Here is a 14,826-nt window from a genome sequence, read left to right on the forward strand (position 1 = left end):
AACTGTGGACGTGTGTCTGCCATTCATGGCCAGCCCCACGAAAAACAGTCTCCCCGCCCTATTTGAGCGGCCAGCAATGAGCTTTTCCGGGAACCCCACCACCTTTGTGGAACAGGCGATTGAGAACGACGGCTTCTGGCCGAACCTCTCCGTGTCCGAGTTCCAGAAGGGTTACCGCCTGCCGGCGGAGTACCTGGTCGAGATGCTGGTCACCGATTTGAACACCGCGATGATTGAGGTCAACCGCGACCTGGCCAAGCGTAAAAGCCAGTGGCAGAACGTCGGTGTCACCACAGTGGAATCTGCGGATACCACGGTGCTACCTGAGCGCACATTTCACGCAGCGACGTACAAGCGCGCCGTTTATTGCCGCGCCAAGGCCAGCTTGCTCACCCAGTTCGCGACCGTGAACCGTCGCGAAAGCGCTGAAAACATCGGCAAGGAATTGCCCGAGCGCGGCGAAACCTTTTTGGAGTTCAGCCAGCAGGCCGTCCGGGTGCTGCAAGGCCGTGGCCGCGTCACGGCGGTGTTGCTGTGATCAAGCTGCAAGGTCTAACCGCGTACCTGCGCGAACGCCGCCTAGTCCAGCCTGAACAGCTCGACAGTTTCACCGAGCAGGTGAAGCTCTCGCTGATCTGGAAACCCGACGTCGCCGGCATGCACTTTGCCGACATGCACTATCGCGCCGCGATCATCCTGGAGCGATTCGCTGACCATCCGGCACGCTTAATGGCATTGGTCGGTAGTTGGTTGGAAAACCACGACTCCGACCGCGACCGACACGAATTGCCAGCGCCGGAGTTCGCGGTTGAGCCGTTGGATAACGACCTGTTCGACGTGGAAATCACCTTGGAATTCGTCGAGCCGCAATATCTGGCCGAAGAGCCGGGCGGTGAGATCGAGGCCTTCGGCAAACGCTGGGCGTTCCTCCCGTTTGACCTCTGGGTTGCCGAGCGCGGCGAGGTGGCCAGCGGTGAGCGCTAATGCGTGCGACCTCGATGTTAGGGGGCTACTCAACGTCGACGCTCAACTGGCGCTGCTGGAGCTGCCGCCCAAGCTGCGCCGGCGCCTGCTGAACAACGTGACCAAGCGCGTGCGCTCAATGAGTCGCAAGCGTCAACGCGCTCAGCAGAACGTCGACGGCTCGCCGTTCGCCGAACGCAAGGGATCGGCCAAGGGCAAGAAAAAGATGGAAGCCGGTCTGGCCAAGCTGCTGCAAGTCACGCGGGTCAGTGCCGACGAGGCCGAACTGGGCTGGAAAAACGCCCTGACTCGCTGGGTCGCCACGCAGCAACACAACGGCGTTACTGAGCGGCGCACTGCTGCACAGATGAAGCACTGGAACGCCGTTGCGCCGGGTATCGCCTGCACGGAAAAACAAGCGAAACGCCTGCGCCGTCTGGGATTCAGCGTTCGCCAGAAGGGCAAAAAGAAGCCGGCGCGGCCGTCCGTAGCGTGGATTCAACAGCATGTGAACTACGCCAAGGCCGGTCTGCTGATCCGCATTTTGAATGGCGAGAAAACCGAGACCTCCGGCGCGCAAAGCTGGGACATCACCCTGCCAAAACGTCAGTTCCTCGGCGTGGCCACCAGCAACGAAACCCGCGAGCTGGTTAACCAGGTCTTTCAACAAATCCTAACTTCACCCCGCTAACGAGGCACTGCATGGCACTCGGTCAAGTCACCGTCGACAATCTCAATCTAGGCCAGGGTGCCGTGACTGAGGTTGAGCGTTACTTTCTTTTCATCGGCCCCGCCGCCAAGAACGTCGGCCAGTTCATCCCGTTGAACACCGACAGCGATCTGGACGCCGCCCTGGGCATTCCAGCCAGCGACCTGAAAACCCAAATCACGGCCGCACGCCAAAACGGCGGCCAGCGCTGGGCCTGTCTTGCCGCCCCGATCGGCGCCGAAGGCGACTGGGCCACCGCGTTGCAGAAAACCCAGCAACAGGGCGTGTCGGTAGAGGCGGTGATAGTGACTAAGCCGGTCACGAAGGCAGACGAACTGTCGGCCATGCATGACGCCGCTGTTGCCCTGAACAACACCTACGGGCGCCGTGTTTTCTTTCTCGCAAGCACCGCCGGCATCACCGTCGACCAGACCTGGGCGCAATACCTCACCGAGCAAAAGGCTTTGGTAACAGGGCTGGCCGCACCGCGTGTTTCACCGGTACCGCAACTGCACGGTAACGACTTGGGTGTGTTGGCCGGCCGCTTGGCCAATTCGGCGGTGAGCATCGCTGACAGCCCGATGCGGGTCGCCACTGGCCCGGTGCTGGGACTGGGCCAGGTGCCCGTCGATAGCGAGCTGATTCCGCTGCCGTCCGCTGTGCGCAGTGAACTGGATCGAGCGCGGTTTTCCGTGTCGCAGACCTATCCGGACTATCCGGGCGTGTATTGGGGTGACTGCAACATGTTGGACACCCCGGGCAGTGACTTTCAGGTCGTGGAATACCTGCGCATCACCGACAAGGCCGCTCGCCAGATCCGCCCGCTGTTGATCCGCCGTGTCGCTGATCGGCGTTTGAACAACACGCCCAACAGCATGGCGGTGAACACCAACCAACTGATGGCGCCACTGCGAGCCATGGCCAAGTCGATCAAGTTCAACGGCGAGGTGTTCCCCGGCGACATCGAGCCGCCGAAAGACGGTGACCTGGTACTGGAATGGCTGAGCAAAACCAAGGTCGCGGCCTACATCAAGCTCAAACCCCTCAACTGCCCGAAAGACCTCACGGCGAACATTGCCCTGGATCTTTCCAACGAAAAAACGGAGTAACGCCCCATGGCAAAAATTGGCGGCAAGAACTTCGACGTGAGCCTGGGCGATCTGTCGCTGCACGTCGAGAGCTGCACCCTGGACATCACCGACAACTCGGCCGTGGCCCAAACCCGGGGCGTGCCTGACGGCTACGTGGAGGGCGACGTGGCCGCTGCCGGCGAACTGGAGCTGGACAGCTCCAACCTTCGGTTGCTGATCGATGCGGCGCGATCGGCGGGGAGCTTTCGCAAGCTCAAGCCTTTTGACGCGGTGTTCTTCGCCAAGGCCGGCGAAGACGAGGAACTGCGCGTTGAGGCATTCGGCTGCAAGGTGAAGATTTCCAGCCTGTTGTCGATCGACCCGAAAGGCGGTGAGAAGACCAAGCACAAGGTGCCGTTTGACGTCACCAGTCCGGACTTTATCCACATCAACGGCGTTCCGTACCTCGACGCTACCGAGATCGAGGGGCTGCGCTGATGGTGGATTGGTTCGACCGCGCCCAGGAGCTGGAGCAGCGCCAACGTGACCAGGCGATCAAGGCCCAGCTACTGAAACCTGTGCCGGTCGGGCCGAGCCTGACCCATTGCCAGGACTGCGACAAAGAGATCCCGCCGGCGCGCCAGGCACTGGGCGGCAAAACTCGGTGTGTCCCGTGCCAGACCACCTTTGAGAAAGGAACCGCCTGATGAGTGACGAACTCCGGCCAGCTCCCACCGCTCCACTGTCCGCGCATGGCCGGCTCACCGCGATTGAACGTGACGTGGCGATGATTGATTACCGGCTGGGCCAGATGGAAACCCGACATGAGCTGGTACCAACCCGCGTCACGATGCTGGAACAGCGTTTTGAACACATGTCCGGTCAATTGGCAGAACTCAATGTTGGCCAGCAAAAGCTCACTGCGGTGGTATCAGCCATCGCCAGCAAGATTACGTGGGCATTGGCTATTGCAAGCACCCTCTGGGCCATCTTGCAGATGTTCGGCCCGGTGCTACTTAGAGCGGTCTTTCCGTGAGCCTGCGCGGAAAGATTCAGGCCGGCGCCGTGACCTTGGCCAGCGCCTCTTTGGTGGCGTTCCTGGGCACTTGGGAGGGCAACGGACAGAACACTGTTTATGCCGACAAGTTGGCCAGTGGCCTGCCGACCGTGTGCAAAGGCATCACCCGACACACCAGCCCGTTTCCGGTGGTGGTCGGTGATTACTGGTCGCCCGAGCGGTGTGCCGAGGTGGAGCAGTTGGTTATCAGCAAAGGGCAATTACAGCTCGCTGACTGCATCACCAACCCTGACGTGGGCCAGAACACCTTCGACGCTCTGACCAGCCATGGCCACAACGTTGGCGTGCCGAGCACCTGCGCCAGTCGGGCGGTGGCATTGATCAACGCCGGCCGCATCGCTGACGGCTGCAAAGCGTTGGCCTGGGCACCGGACGGCAAGACACCGGTGTGGGCTTATGTCACCGGCGCACAGGGCCGCAAGCGCTTCGTTCAAGGCTTGCACAACCGCCGGCTGGCTGAAATGGAGCTGTGCCTGCGATGAGCCTTTCCCCGTTGCGCCTGGCGCCGTTCGCGCTGCTGTTCGCTCTGTTGTTGTGGGTGGCGTTTGATCGGGTGACCGATCAGCGCGACGACGCCAGGCGCGAGCGCGACAGCGCGCAATGGGAAGTGAATGGCCTGCGCGAAGCGGCCCGCATCACCGGCGAGATGCTCGCGGAGCGCGATGCGATCGACCAACGAAACACCAAGGAATTGAACGATGCGCTCACTGAAAACGAGCGCCTGCGCCGCGTTGTTGGCAATGGCACTGGCCGGTTGCACGTCCGGGCCATCTGTCCCGCCGCCGGATCCGTGCCCGCCACCGCCGGCACCGCCCGCGTGGCTGATGCAGGACGCGCCGAACTCGCAGCAGACGCTCGACCGGATTATTTCACCCTCCGAGATCAGCTCGCTCTAAGCAGGCAAATGATTCTCGGATTGCAGCAATACGTCCGTGGCGTATGCCGGCGATCGCCGGCGCACCAGGACACCACTTTTCCCAACCTCAACAAGAGAACAACCCCATGAGCCAACAGAACACCGAAATCACCCTGGAAGTCGGCGAGCAGGAATTCACCTTCAACCTGACCCCGGCGGACGTCACCAAATACTTCAACGCACTGACCCAGACCAACAAGGTCGCACCGGGCAACAACCTGCTCATGACCACCGTCAAGCAGGACGAAAAAGCCACGCTCAAACCGGTGCTGGCCAACCCGGTGATGGTGATGCAGATCGCCGGCGCGCTGCTGGAGGAATACGCACCCAACGTTGAGGTGATCGTAAAAAAGCGCTCGAGCACGCTGAGCGCCTAAGCGAAAACGGACTGGGCCAGCTCATGGCCCTGACGAACCGCTGGCTACCTGGAGTCGAACCCACGCCCGAGGCGATGGGAACGGCCAGGTGGCTGGAGGACGAACACTGGAGACGCATGGAGTTTGCCGTGGCTAACGGCATCGCCCTTGCGCTGAACGGGTAACGACTTTGGCAGACCGTAGCGCCAGCCTGGCTTTCATTCTCAGCTTGCAGGACAAGGTCACCGGCCCCTTGGGCAAGTTGAAAATGGGTTTTTCCGACCTTGCCGAGCAGAGCGAAAAGCACATTAAAACGATCGGTTTGGGCATGGCCGGCGTGACGGCAGCCGTGGTCGGGATTCGCGCTTCCATGGAACCAGCATTGGAGGTCAATCGCGCCCTGGGCGATGTGCGATCGCTGGGCGTGGCCGAGGATGCGTTGTCTGCGCTCAATGCCAAGTCGTTGCAGTTCGCGGTGAACTACGGCGAGAACGCCAAGGACTTTGTGGCCTCGGCGTACCTGATCGAGGGCGCTATCAAGGGGCTTGCCGGCAACCAGCTCGCCGTCTTTACCAACACCAGCAACCTGCTGGCCAAGGCCACCAAATCCGACGCCGAAACCATGGGCGAATACGTCGGCACGCTCTACAACCTGCAAAAGTCGCAAGCCGATGCGATGGGCAAAGGCGCGTGGGTGGAAAAACTTGGCGGGCAAACCGCGCTGGCGGTGCAGTTGTTCCGCACCAGCGGCGCGGCGATGAAAGACGCCTTCAAAGAGGCCGGCGCGATCGCTACGACCTCCGGCGTGGATCTGGCCGAACAGATGGCAGTGATCGGCACCCTGAGCAGCACCATGGAAGGCGGCGACGCCGGCGGACGCTACAAGGCGTTTTTCGAGAACATCGGCGCCGCCTCGGAAAAGCTGGGCATGCAGTTCACCGACCAGCAGGGCAAGCTCCTGCCGATGATGACCATCCTGGACAAGCTCCAGGGCAAGTTCGGCGATCTAACCACCGCCTCGACCGGGGCCAAGCTGGTGGAGGCGTTTGGTGGTGAAGGTGCGCAGGTGATTGGCGCGCTGGCCAAGGATACGGATCGACTGCGCAACGGCATCGTGCAGTTGGGCAATGTGCGTGGGCTGGAGAACGCCGAGAAGATGGCCCAGCAAATGGTCGATCCATGGCAGCAATGGGCGTCCCTGGTCGAGGTCATGCGTGTGGTGTTTGGCCAGGTGCTGATCCCGGTACTGACCCCGTTTATGAACAAGATGGTGGATATCGGCAAAACCCTGGTGCGCTGGTCGACGCTGTTCCCAAACATTACGCGGGTGATCGGTATCACCACGCTGACCATCATGGTGATTGTCGGCGCTCTGTCGTTGCTGACCGTGGTGGTAGGCGTCTCGAAAATGGCCTGGCTGAGTCTGGTGACGGTCTGGAAAGTCGTCCGGTTGCTTAACCTTCGAATTGCCGCGACCTTCATTTTGCAGAAGCTGGCGATGCTGACTTACGTCGCCGTGATCTACACGCTGAGCGCCGCTCTGCGCATTATTCGGGGCGCGATGTTGCTGTGGCAGGGCGCCATCTGGCTGGTCAACTTTGCCCTGACGGCCAACCCGATCGGCGTCATCGTGATGGGGATCGCTGTCCTGGTGGCGATCGTTGCCGTCGCGATTTACTACTGGGACGAATGGACGTCTGCCCTGATGAACACGGCGGCGTTCCAGTTCGTCGCCGCGCAATTCCAGAAGCTGTCCGACTGGTTCAGCTCCGTGGGTGGTTGGTCAGGCATGGTCAAGACCGCGTGGGACAGCATCGTCAGTGTTTTTCAGAAGGCCATCAACAGCCTGATCGAGCTGATGAACAACATCCCCGGCGTGAACATCGAGGCGCGTCTTGGCGGCATGCCCGAAGTGCCCGGCGTCGACGCGGCGACCAATGCCGCCGACACCGCCAACGCCGCGCAAAAAGCCCAGCAGACCATCAACGCGGCAATCCCCAGCCTTTCGCCGGCGCGCCCTTCAGCGGTGCCGCCCGGTGGCCTGTTGACGAGCATCCAGAACAACAACAGCAACCAGAACAAGGGCACGCATGTGGAAAACGTGAACATCCACACCAGCAAACCGATGACCCCGCTGGAGATTGAAAACACGATGGCCATGGCGGTCGGCGGATGAGCGAGTACGTCGATCTGTTGATCATCGACAACGACTTGGCGCTGGATCCGTCGCATCAGCCGCGCCTCATCGATGACCGTGCCTGCATCGCCCAGGACATCGCGCACATGATCCGCGACAGCGGGCTGCTGGTGACGTTGGTGGCTGAGCGCGATCGGCTGCGACAACGCGACTGCATCCAGCAACTGGAACTGTTGGTGGAGGACGACCAACGCCTGGTGCCCGGTACGGCACGCATCACCCAGCAGGAGCCAGGCGTGTACCTGGTCACTGCGAAAACCCTGAAATTCGGTTCGATTGAGGTAAGTCTGTGAGCCAGGTCGATTTTAAAAAGGTGATTGCCGACGCCGGCATCCCAACCACCGAGGCCGGGTTAAAGGCTGCGTGGGAAAAGGAGGTGGAAGCCCAGGGCGCCAAGGTGGCCAACACCAGCAGTTATTCCCCGTTCTGGCGGGTGATGACCGCACTGGTGACCAAGCCAGTGTTGTGGCTGCTGGATTTTCTGTGTCTGACGGTGCTGCCGAACTTCTTTGTGAAAACGGCGGTGGACGCCTGGCTGGACATGCTTGCATGGGCGGTCAATGTCGAGCGCAAGGGCGCCACCAAAGCCCGTGGCACCTTGCTGTTTACCCGCGCTTTGCCGGACGGCGTTCTGGAGCTGGAAAAAGGCATTGTGGTGCAGTCGGCCGCCATCAACGGCAACGTCTACAAACTGATTACCACGGCGCCGGCGACGTTCGTAGCGGGTCAGTTGCAACTGGAAGTGCCCGTGGAGGCGGTCGAGTCCGGCAGTGGTTTCAACCTCGCCCCGGGTTACTACGCCATCCTGCCCGTGCCCATTCCCGGCATTGTCCAGGTGGTGAACAAGGACGGCTGGCTGGAATCACCAGGTGCGGATCCGGAGCCGAACGACCAACTGCGTTTGCGCGTGCGCAACCAGTTCTCGGCGGTGAACCAGTGGCACACTGACGCGGTGTATCGCGCCATGATTTCAGCCTTCCCGGGCGTGCGTCCGGATGGCGTCTACTTCGAACACGGCGCACCGCGTGGGCCGGGCAGTGCGAACGCTTATGTGCTGTTTGATGCAGGCGTGCCGGCGGACAGCTATCTGGAGCAGATCAACGCGCACATTCGTGACCAGGGCAATCATGGGCATGGTGACGATCTGCTGGCGATGGCCATGCCAGAAATTGAGTACAACATCTTTTTGACCATATGGCCCTTTCCCAACCAGACACCGGAGCAAATCACCGCCCTGAAACAGGACGTGGAATTCTTTGTCCGTGCTGCTTTTCGTGAGAGCACTCCCCGCGACTACCAGCCCACACTGACTTACCCACAATCGCGATTCAGCAAAAGCCGTCTGGTGACAGAACTGCACGAGCAGTTCCCAGGTATTGAGGCGGTGAAGATCACGCCCATCGTGGATTTGGTGAACGGTCTGTCGATCCCTCGCCTACAAACCTTGTCGGTGACCATGCAGTGATCAAGCTCAAATTGCCGTTCTGGCTTGAAGGCTCCGAGCTTTCAAAGCTGGTCAGCGCTGCACAGGCGTGGTGGGAAACCGTCACCGGTTGGCTGCGCTGGCCCTATTCGCAGATCGATCCCGACACCTGCCACATGAGCATCCTTGAACTGTGGGCCTGGCAGCGCGACGTGACGCGCTTTCAAGGTGAGCCGGAATCGCTGTTCCGGCTGCGTGTGAAATACGCCTTTATCAACTCCGTCGACGCCGGCAGTACCGCCGGCATGAAACGCATTTTCGAGCGCCTCGGCGTGGGTTACGTCGAGATCGAGGAGCGCCAGCCCGATCGGGATTGGGATGTTGTGTTACTCAAATTCAGCAACTCTCAGTTGTCACTGAATCCAGAGCTGTTGCGCGTACTGATCCAGCAATACGGCCGCACCTGCCGGCGCTATGACTTCGTGACCATCACTCCCATGGGGCTGCAAATGGCCCTGATCGACTTTAACGACGACCAGCAAACACTGGTCGCCAGCCTGTAGGAGCGCACCGTGAGCGCCAGTATTACCTTGGCCGGTGAAGGCCAGATCGCCCTCAAGCACAGCCAGAAAAAGCCGCTGATCATCAGCAAATTCATCTTTGCCAATGTGCCCCTGTTAGATCCGGAAGTGCCGGTGGATCGCGCCGCCGGCAAGCCGCCCGCTGGGCAGATTGTTCACGTCTACGACATCCCGAAAGAAAACGCCGGCTTTGTGAACCCCAGCCAGATCGTCTACAGCGCCCAGTTGGGGTCGGACATCGGCGATTGGGACTTTAACTGGGTGGGCCTTGAGGACGCTGACGGCCTGCTGTTCGCGGTGTCCTACGTGCCGCTGCAACAAAAGCGCAAGAACATCCCGCCCCAGCAGATCGGCAACAACGTCACGCGAAACTTTCTGGTGGCCTTTGACGGTGCGATGCAACTGACGGGCGTCACGATCGACGCCAGCACCTGGCAGCATGACTTCACGGTGCGCCTTGCCGGCATCGATGAGCGCGAGCGCCTGAGTAACCGCGACGTGTATGGGCGCGCCTGCTTTTTCGGTGACTCGCTGGCATTCGCAAAAAACACTGATGGATTCCAGCTAAACCCGGGCACGGCCTACATCGAAGGCATCCGGGTTTTTCTGGCAAAGCCTCTGCCGATCAACGGTGTGATTCCCGAAGGGAAAATCACCCTCGACGTCTGCCTGGAACGGCAGTTAAACGATCGGGTTGCGACGTGGAAAGTCGTCTATGGCGAACAAGCCGACTACACCGACGCCGCCGGCGTTCGCCATTACTGCGTGCGGATCGCTCACTACACACCGCCGATGGCGTTCTGGGACGAACGCCTGCCCGAGCCAATCGCTGGGCCACTCGTTCAACACTTCGCGGCGCGTGATGGTGATTACGCGACTCTGCGCGCCCGGGGCACGACCAAACAAGACGTCGGGTTGGGCAACCTCCCCAACGCAATCAGCGACGACCCAACGACAAACAGCAGTCAGATCGTGGCGTCGACCGCTGCCCTGAACAAGCTGCAAAAACAGGTCGGCGACTCGCTGACAGGCATGGTTTCAGCGTTCGCGATGAACGCGGCGCCGCCGGGCTGGCTCAAGTGCAACGGCGCCGTGGTGTCGCGCACCGCGTTCGCGGGTCTGTTTGCGCGCATCGGTGTCGTGTTCGGCGAGGGTGATGGCTCCACGACTTTCGGTCTGCCGGATCTGCGAGGCTTGTTTCTTCGGGGGCTGGACGACGGGCGCGGCCTTGATCCTGCGCGGGTGTTCGGCACCTTTCAGGACATGATGATCCACTCTCACGGGCACACGGCCTCGGCCGCAGCGGTCGGTGACCACGGCCACACCGCTTGGACGGATGCGCAAGGCAACCACGCTCACCGCGCATGGACTGATGCCCAAGGTGCGCATAACCACTCTGCTCCAAGCTCGCCAGGTATTGGTCAAGGCGCCGGAGGAATCAATTCCGTTCAACAGGCCGCTGGTGCGCACGAAACCTCCTGGGCCGGACAGCACGCTCACAACATCGGGATGGATGCTGCCGGTAACCACGCGCACAACGTTGGCATTGGTGCCGGCGGCGCCCACACCCACGGCGTCACTGTAGCCGCCGCCGGCGGTACCGAAACCCGGCCGAAAAACATGGCCCTACTTTTCTGCATTAAGTATTGAGATCGAGCATGACTGACAAACTCGTCTATCAGACCGACCGCCTCGGCATTTTCATTGGTGCCGTGAAGGCTGACGAATCGCCGCTGGAACCCGGCGTTTACATGATCCCCGGCGGGTGCATCGAGATCCCGCCGCCGGCGATCCCCGAACACAAAGCCGCCTGGTGGAATGGCCAAGACTGGCAACTGGTGGACTACTTCGGCGGCGCGGTGGTGTACAGCATCGCCACCGGTGAGGCGCGCACGCTGGAAGGCTTCGAACCCGTGCCGGCGGGCTACACCATGAAGAAACCCAAGGCGAATCAGATCTGGAAGAACGGTGAATGGATCGATGACATCGATTCGGTATTGATCGCGCTCCAGGACAAGAAACTGCAAGCGATCGCGACCGACTGCGCGGCCTACATCGCCGGCGGCTTCAACTCCAGCGCCTTGGGCGAGTCTTACCGCTACAGCAGTGCGATCGATGACCAGGTGAATTTGAATGGCCAGGTACTGCTGGGCATGGACGACGTTTACCCATGTTATGACGCTCATCAGGTAATGACTTTCCTGCCGCACACGATCGCCCAGTTGCAGAAAGTCAGCCACGACCTGGTGCGCTTCCGCCAAGCCGCCCAACAGCACGCGGAGACACTGCGCCAAGCCGTCGCAAAAGCGCTGAAAGACAAAGACCTCAAGGCAATGAAAGCCATCACCTGGACGCCGCCGGCATGACCTGGGCACCGGTGACCATGCGCTGGCCAGAGCAGTCCACGCAATGGATGGGCGGGCTGTCAGCGGCCAAGGATCTGGCCGGCGGTGAGCTGGCCAGCACCGCTCAGCGCTTGGCTGGATTGAGCGGGTTGGCCAACACCAGCCCAGGGCCGGTCGGTGACGCGGCCAAAGGCGCGATCGCGGCCGGACGCGCAGCGCTGGCCGAGCAGTTGGGTCAGGTGCCGGCCTGTCTGGTGGTGACGCCGTTCCAAAGTGGGGTCGGCCAGGGCACCGGCTACCAGCGCTTTCTGTCCGCGCCGAACGTGCTGGAACATCTCGCCAACAAGCTGGAGGACGCCAGCGACAGCGGGCGCCCGACCGGGCCGCAATACGCGCTGTCGATCTTGTTCCTGGGCACACGGCTGGAGCAGCTCGCCAGCAGCTTGGCGCGGTTCAATGCGTTGCTGCCGATTCCTGACCTGGTACGCACCGAACGCCGGGCGCAACACCTGATGAAACTGGAAAGCGAAAAGTGGGAGATCCCCGGCGCCGGCCCTTTGCCGCGCTGGCAAGGGTTGCCGCTGGAGCGCTGCACCGTGGTCAAAGCCGCCAAGCAATCCATGGCGGGCCAATTGGCAGTGCTGGAGGGCTACGCCGCCGACAGTTCGCCGTTGGCCGATCTGGCTGCGCTGGCAGCGCGCAAGAGCGCCCAGCAACAAGGGCGGGATCAGCAATTGGCTGACCTGAAAGCACTGCTGGCAGGGGGGAACCCTGACGTCAGCATGCGCGCACGGCTGATCGGCCCGGGCAATGCCGGCGAACTGCGCCACGAGCTGTTGGCCGGCGATGCCCCGGGCCACGAATGGATTCAGTGCGCCGGGCTGCTCTTGGTGGGCAGCAAGCAGGGACTGAGCTTCGTACAGGAGCTGGTGGGCCTATGACGCTGCTACTCGACGGGCAAAAAGTCCAAGGGAAGAACCTCAAGGTCACCGCCAACCTGCGTATCGAAAGCGGCGACATGTCTGGCCAGACCAGCAACACCGACAAGGCCCACAAGGGCTTCAAGCCCAAGACGCTGACCGTTTCGCTGATGATTGCGTTTGTGGATAAAACCCAACTCACGGATCTGCTGCGCTTAGCGGAAACCACGGCCAGCGGTGGACAACTTCACCTTTACCGGATCGTCAACGACACGGCCGAGGCCTTCGGCGTTCGCCAGGTGGAGTTTTCGGACGGTATCAGCGCCCGGGAAGCGGACAACCTGAAAGCCTGGCTGGTGCAGTTCACGCTGAGCGAGCGTGAATCGAACCCGGAAAAAGTCGAAGGCCGGCGCGCCAGCAACAAGGTCAACGCCCAGGGCGCCCCGGGCAGTCCTGTCGGGGAGGGCGGTGGTACTGCCGGCAACGGCGAGGCTACCGATGACAACCCTGCGCTGAGCGGCTTCGAAAAGGTGCTGGGCCGTGTGGATAAGTGGCTGGGCGGGAGTGAGCAGACGTGAAACTGCACAAGGTGTTGGCCATTAATGGCGCGCCGATCGCGCTGATCAAGGAAGACGTTCGGCTGGACGCCACCAGTCCCGGCCGGGCGAACTTCACGGTTCAATCTTCGGTACCGCTGAAAGGTCTGGTGACGCTGGATATCGGCTACAACGAAGGCACGCTGCAACGTCACTTTATCGGCTACGTCGAGCGCTGCACCGCCGCGAACGCGGTCGAGCAAGTGCTGTTTTGCCGCGAGCTGGCCGCCGTGCTGGCCAACCCGCTGCCGTTGAATCTGCGTCATGTGGATCTGCGTGCGGTGCTGGCCGAGGTCAGCGAGCAAACCGGTCTGCGCTTCCGCGTTCCCGATCGGCCCTACGCCAGCGTGAAGTCGCCGTATTTCTACAGCCTCGCCGCCGGTTACCAGGCGATGGACAGTCTGGCCCGCGTATTCAGCATTCCCGACTTCACCTGGCACCAACTGGGCAACGGTGAAGTGTTCGCCGGCAGTTGGGCCGACAGCTTTTTTGGCGCCCGGGCGCCGCTGCAAATCCCCACGGAGCTGTTCGACGGCTACCAGGGCAACCAGAGCGCAATGGTCGCGGCCCTTCCCGGGTTGCGACCAGGTGCAACGATCAACAACGGCGAGCGCGTCACCACGGTGTCGCTTGCCAATGACCAGATGGCCATCCGATGGAAGACGCAATCCGCCGCGCTGTAGAGCGCCAATTCCCCGAACTCACCGGTGGTTACCACCTGCCGCGCTTCGCCCGGGTCACCGCCGTGGCCGACGCGCCGGCGGACGCCGGACTGTGCGACGACTTCCGCCCGCGCTACGCCGTGGACATTGTCGTACTCGGCCCGGACGATGAACCGGATCCGGCCATGCCGCCGCTCACCGGCGTTCCGTTGCCGTTGCCAACCGGTGGCGAGGAAATGGGTATTTACGCCTTTCCGGAGGAAGGCACGCGGGTAGTGGTGTGCTTTGCCTACGGTTTGCCGAACAAGCCCTACATACAATCGATCTTGCCGCATGGGCTGAGCATGCCGAAGGTGCCGAAAGGTGATCAGGTGTGGCAACACAGCGAAGCCGCCCAGCAACGCGTCGACGCTGACGGCAACTGGCTACGGCAAACAGACGGAAAGATCCGGGATCAGGCGATCGAGCGCGAGGTTGAAGCCCTGGACAACCGCGAGCAGTTCCAGAGCCACACACAAACGATCGATGACCACTCGACCGAGTCGGTGGGTGGTGTGAAAACGATCGAGGCGCTGGGCGCGCTCAAGCTGATGTCAGGCGGATCTGCGAGCTTGGCAGCGGTAGACGACCTGCACCAGGCGACCGGACGGGATTTGAATCTGGTTGTGGGTCAGAAGCACAACGCCACTGTGGGTGGCGACATGCAGGAGCGGATTGAAGGCTTGCGCCAAAGCGTGGCGGGAGTGAGTCAGAGTTTGCAGGCACCGAAAAATTGGATCGGCTCAAAGGAGGTAAACCTATTCAAAATCGTGTGTGAGACGCTCAATCTACTGCAGGAGATGAATACTCAACTTGCTGTGCACACTCATGGGCCGACACCCCCGCCGGGGAATGCTAGTGCGTTCTCAGCCGCAGCAGTTACTGCAACGCAGCTTGGAGCGAAATTGAAAAAAATAACGCAATAGCTGTGATGCTGCACAACTGACCGCTGACGGCCCAGAGTGTGTAAA

The 14,826-nt window shown here is 61.4% G+C and carries 21 protein-coding genes; all 21 read left to right on the forward strand.

Annotation, left to right across the window (positions count from 1 at the left end):
• Positions 1-76 precede the first annotated feature (76 nt).
• Genes AACY18_RS04435 through AACY18_RS04530 form a run of 21 tightly spaced genes read left to right on the forward strand, consistent with a single transcriptional unit; the run spans position 77 to position 14,781 of the window.
• Complete coding sequence (locus tag AACY18_RS04435; RefSeq protein ID WP_339464430.1) at positions 77-538, forward strand: head completion/stabilization protein; 462 nt, start codon at positions 77-79, stop codon at positions 536-538.
• Positions 535-984, forward strand: coding sequence for a phage tail protein (locus tag AACY18_RS04440; RefSeq protein ID WP_339464381.1), 450 nt, complete (start codon positions 535-537; stop codon positions 982-984). The genes AACY18_RS04435 and AACY18_RS04440 overlap by 4 nt, the downstream gene beginning before the upstream one ends.
• On the forward strand, positions 974-1,654 hold the full coding sequence (locus AACY18_RS04445; RefSeq protein WP_339464382.1) for a virion morphogenesis protein: 681 nt from the start codon (positions 974-976) through the stop codon (positions 1,652-1,654). The genes AACY18_RS04440 and AACY18_RS04445 overlap by 11 nt, the downstream gene beginning before the upstream one ends.
• An 11-nt stretch (positions 1,655-1,665) precedes the next feature.
• Positions 1,666-2,781 carry a DUF2586 domain-containing protein gene (locus AACY18_RS04450; RefSeq protein ID WP_339464383.1) on the forward strand — a complete coding sequence of 372 codons (1,116 nt, stop codon included), beginning with the start codon at positions 1,666-1,668 and terminating at the stop codon, positions 2,779-2,781.
• Positions 2,782-2,787: 6 nt separating this feature from the next.
• Complete coding sequence (locus AACY18_RS04455; RefSeq protein ID WP_339464385.1) at positions 2,788-3,240, forward strand: phage protein; 453 nt, start codon at positions 2,788-2,790, stop codon at positions 3,238-3,240.
• Positions 3,240-3,449, forward strand: coding sequence for a TraR/DksA family transcriptional regulator (locus AACY18_RS04460; RefSeq protein ID WP_339464386.1), 210 nt, complete (start codon positions 3,240-3,242; stop codon positions 3,447-3,449). The genes AACY18_RS04455 and AACY18_RS04460 overlap by 1 nt, the downstream gene beginning before the upstream one ends.
• A complete protein-coding gene (locus tag AACY18_RS04465) occupies positions 3,449-3,778 on the forward strand; it encodes a hypothetical protein (protein WP_339464387.1) in 330 nt (109 codons plus the stop codon). The genes AACY18_RS04460 and AACY18_RS04465 overlap by 1 nt, the downstream gene beginning before the upstream one ends.
• Positions 3,775-4,302: a lysozyme gene (locus AACY18_RS04470; protein ID WP_339464388.1), complete on the forward strand. Its 528-nt coding sequence runs from the start codon at positions 3,775-3,777 to the stop codon at positions 4,300-4,302. The genes AACY18_RS04465 and AACY18_RS04470 overlap by 4 nt, the downstream gene beginning before the upstream one ends.
• Complete coding sequence (locus AACY18_RS04475) at positions 4,299-4,826, forward strand: lysis protein (protein ID WP_339464389.1); 528 nt, start codon at positions 4,299-4,301, stop codon at positions 4,824-4,826. Before AACY18_RS04470 ends, AACY18_RS04475 begins: the two co-directional genes overlap by 4 nt.
• On the forward strand, positions 4,823-5,113 hold the full coding sequence (locus AACY18_RS04480) for a putative phage tail assembly chaperone (RefSeq protein WP_339464390.1): 291 nt from the start codon (positions 4,823-4,825) through the stop codon (positions 5,111-5,113). Before AACY18_RS04475 ends, AACY18_RS04480 begins: the two co-directional genes overlap by 4 nt.
• 23 nt (positions 5,114-5,136) lie before the next feature.
• A complete protein-coding gene (locus tag AACY18_RS28000; RefSeq protein ID WP_445261945.1) occupies positions 5,137-5,277 on the forward strand; it encodes a DUF6890 family protein in 141 nt (46 codons plus the stop codon).
• A gap of 5 nt (positions 5,278-5,282) precedes the next feature.
• Positions 5,283-7,268, forward strand: a complete 1,986-nt coding sequence (locus tag AACY18_RS04485; protein ID WP_339464391.1) for a phage tail tape measure protein — start codon at positions 5,283-5,285, stop codon at positions 7,266-7,268.
• Entirely contained in the window at positions 7,265-7,582 is a 318-nt protein-coding gene (locus AACY18_RS04490) for a DUF2590 family protein (protein ID WP_339464392.1), read from the forward strand. The genes AACY18_RS04485 and AACY18_RS04490 overlap by 4 nt, the downstream gene beginning before the upstream one ends.
• Positions 7,579-8,754 (forward strand): baseplate J/gp47 family protein, encoded by a 1,176-nt coding sequence (locus AACY18_RS04495; RefSeq protein WP_339464393.1) that lies wholly within the window; start codon positions 7,579-7,581, stop codon positions 8,752-8,754. The genes AACY18_RS04490 and AACY18_RS04495 overlap by 4 nt, the downstream gene beginning before the upstream one ends.
• A complete protein-coding gene (locus AACY18_RS04500) occupies positions 8,751-9,275 on the forward strand; it encodes a phage tail protein (RefSeq protein ID WP_339433265.1) in 525 nt (174 codons plus the stop codon). Before AACY18_RS04495 ends, AACY18_RS04500 begins: the two co-directional genes overlap by 4 nt.
• A gap of 9 nt (positions 9,276-9,284) precedes the next feature.
• Entirely contained in the window at positions 9,285-10,943 is a 1,659-nt protein-coding gene (locus AACY18_RS04505; RefSeq protein WP_339464394.1) for a phage tail-collar fiber domain-containing protein, read from the forward strand.
• An 8-nt stretch (positions 10,944-10,951) separates the two neighbouring features.
• Positions 10,952-11,659: a DUF4376 domain-containing protein gene (locus AACY18_RS04510; protein WP_339464395.1), complete on the forward strand. Its 708-nt coding sequence runs from the start codon at positions 10,952-10,954 to the stop codon at positions 11,657-11,659.
• The gene (locus AACY18_RS04515; RefSeq protein WP_339464396.1) at positions 11,656-12,579 is read left to right on the forward strand and encodes a hypothetical protein; all 924 of its coding nucleotides are present in this window, start codon (positions 11,656-11,658) and stop codon (positions 12,577-12,579) included. The genes AACY18_RS04510 and AACY18_RS04515 overlap by 4 nt, the downstream gene beginning before the upstream one ends.
• Positions 12,576-13,136, forward strand: a complete 561-nt coding sequence (locus tag AACY18_RS04520) for a baseplate complex protein (protein ID WP_339464397.1) — start codon at positions 12,576-12,578, stop codon at positions 13,134-13,136. The genes AACY18_RS04515 and AACY18_RS04520 overlap by 4 nt, the downstream gene beginning before the upstream one ends.
• Positions 13,133-13,837: a hypothetical protein gene (locus AACY18_RS04525; protein WP_339464398.1), complete on the forward strand. Its 705-nt coding sequence runs from the start codon at positions 13,133-13,135 to the stop codon at positions 13,835-13,837. The genes AACY18_RS04520 and AACY18_RS04525 overlap by 4 nt, the downstream gene beginning before the upstream one ends.
• Positions 13,810-14,781 carry a hypothetical protein gene (locus AACY18_RS04530; RefSeq protein ID WP_339464400.1) on the forward strand — a complete coding sequence of 324 codons (972 nt, stop codon included), beginning with the start codon at positions 13,810-13,812 and terminating at the stop codon, positions 14,779-14,781. Before AACY18_RS04525 ends, AACY18_RS04530 begins: the two co-directional genes overlap by 28 nt.
• Positions 14,782-14,826 lie beyond the last annotated feature (45 nt).

Origin of the sequence: Pseudomonas sp. EA_65y_Pfl2_P74 (genome assembly GCF_963970575.1) — a bacterium.
Classification (GTDB): Bacteria; Pseudomonadota; Gammaproteobacteria; order Pseudomonadales; family Pseudomonadaceae; genus Aquipseudomonas; species Aquipseudomonas baetica_A.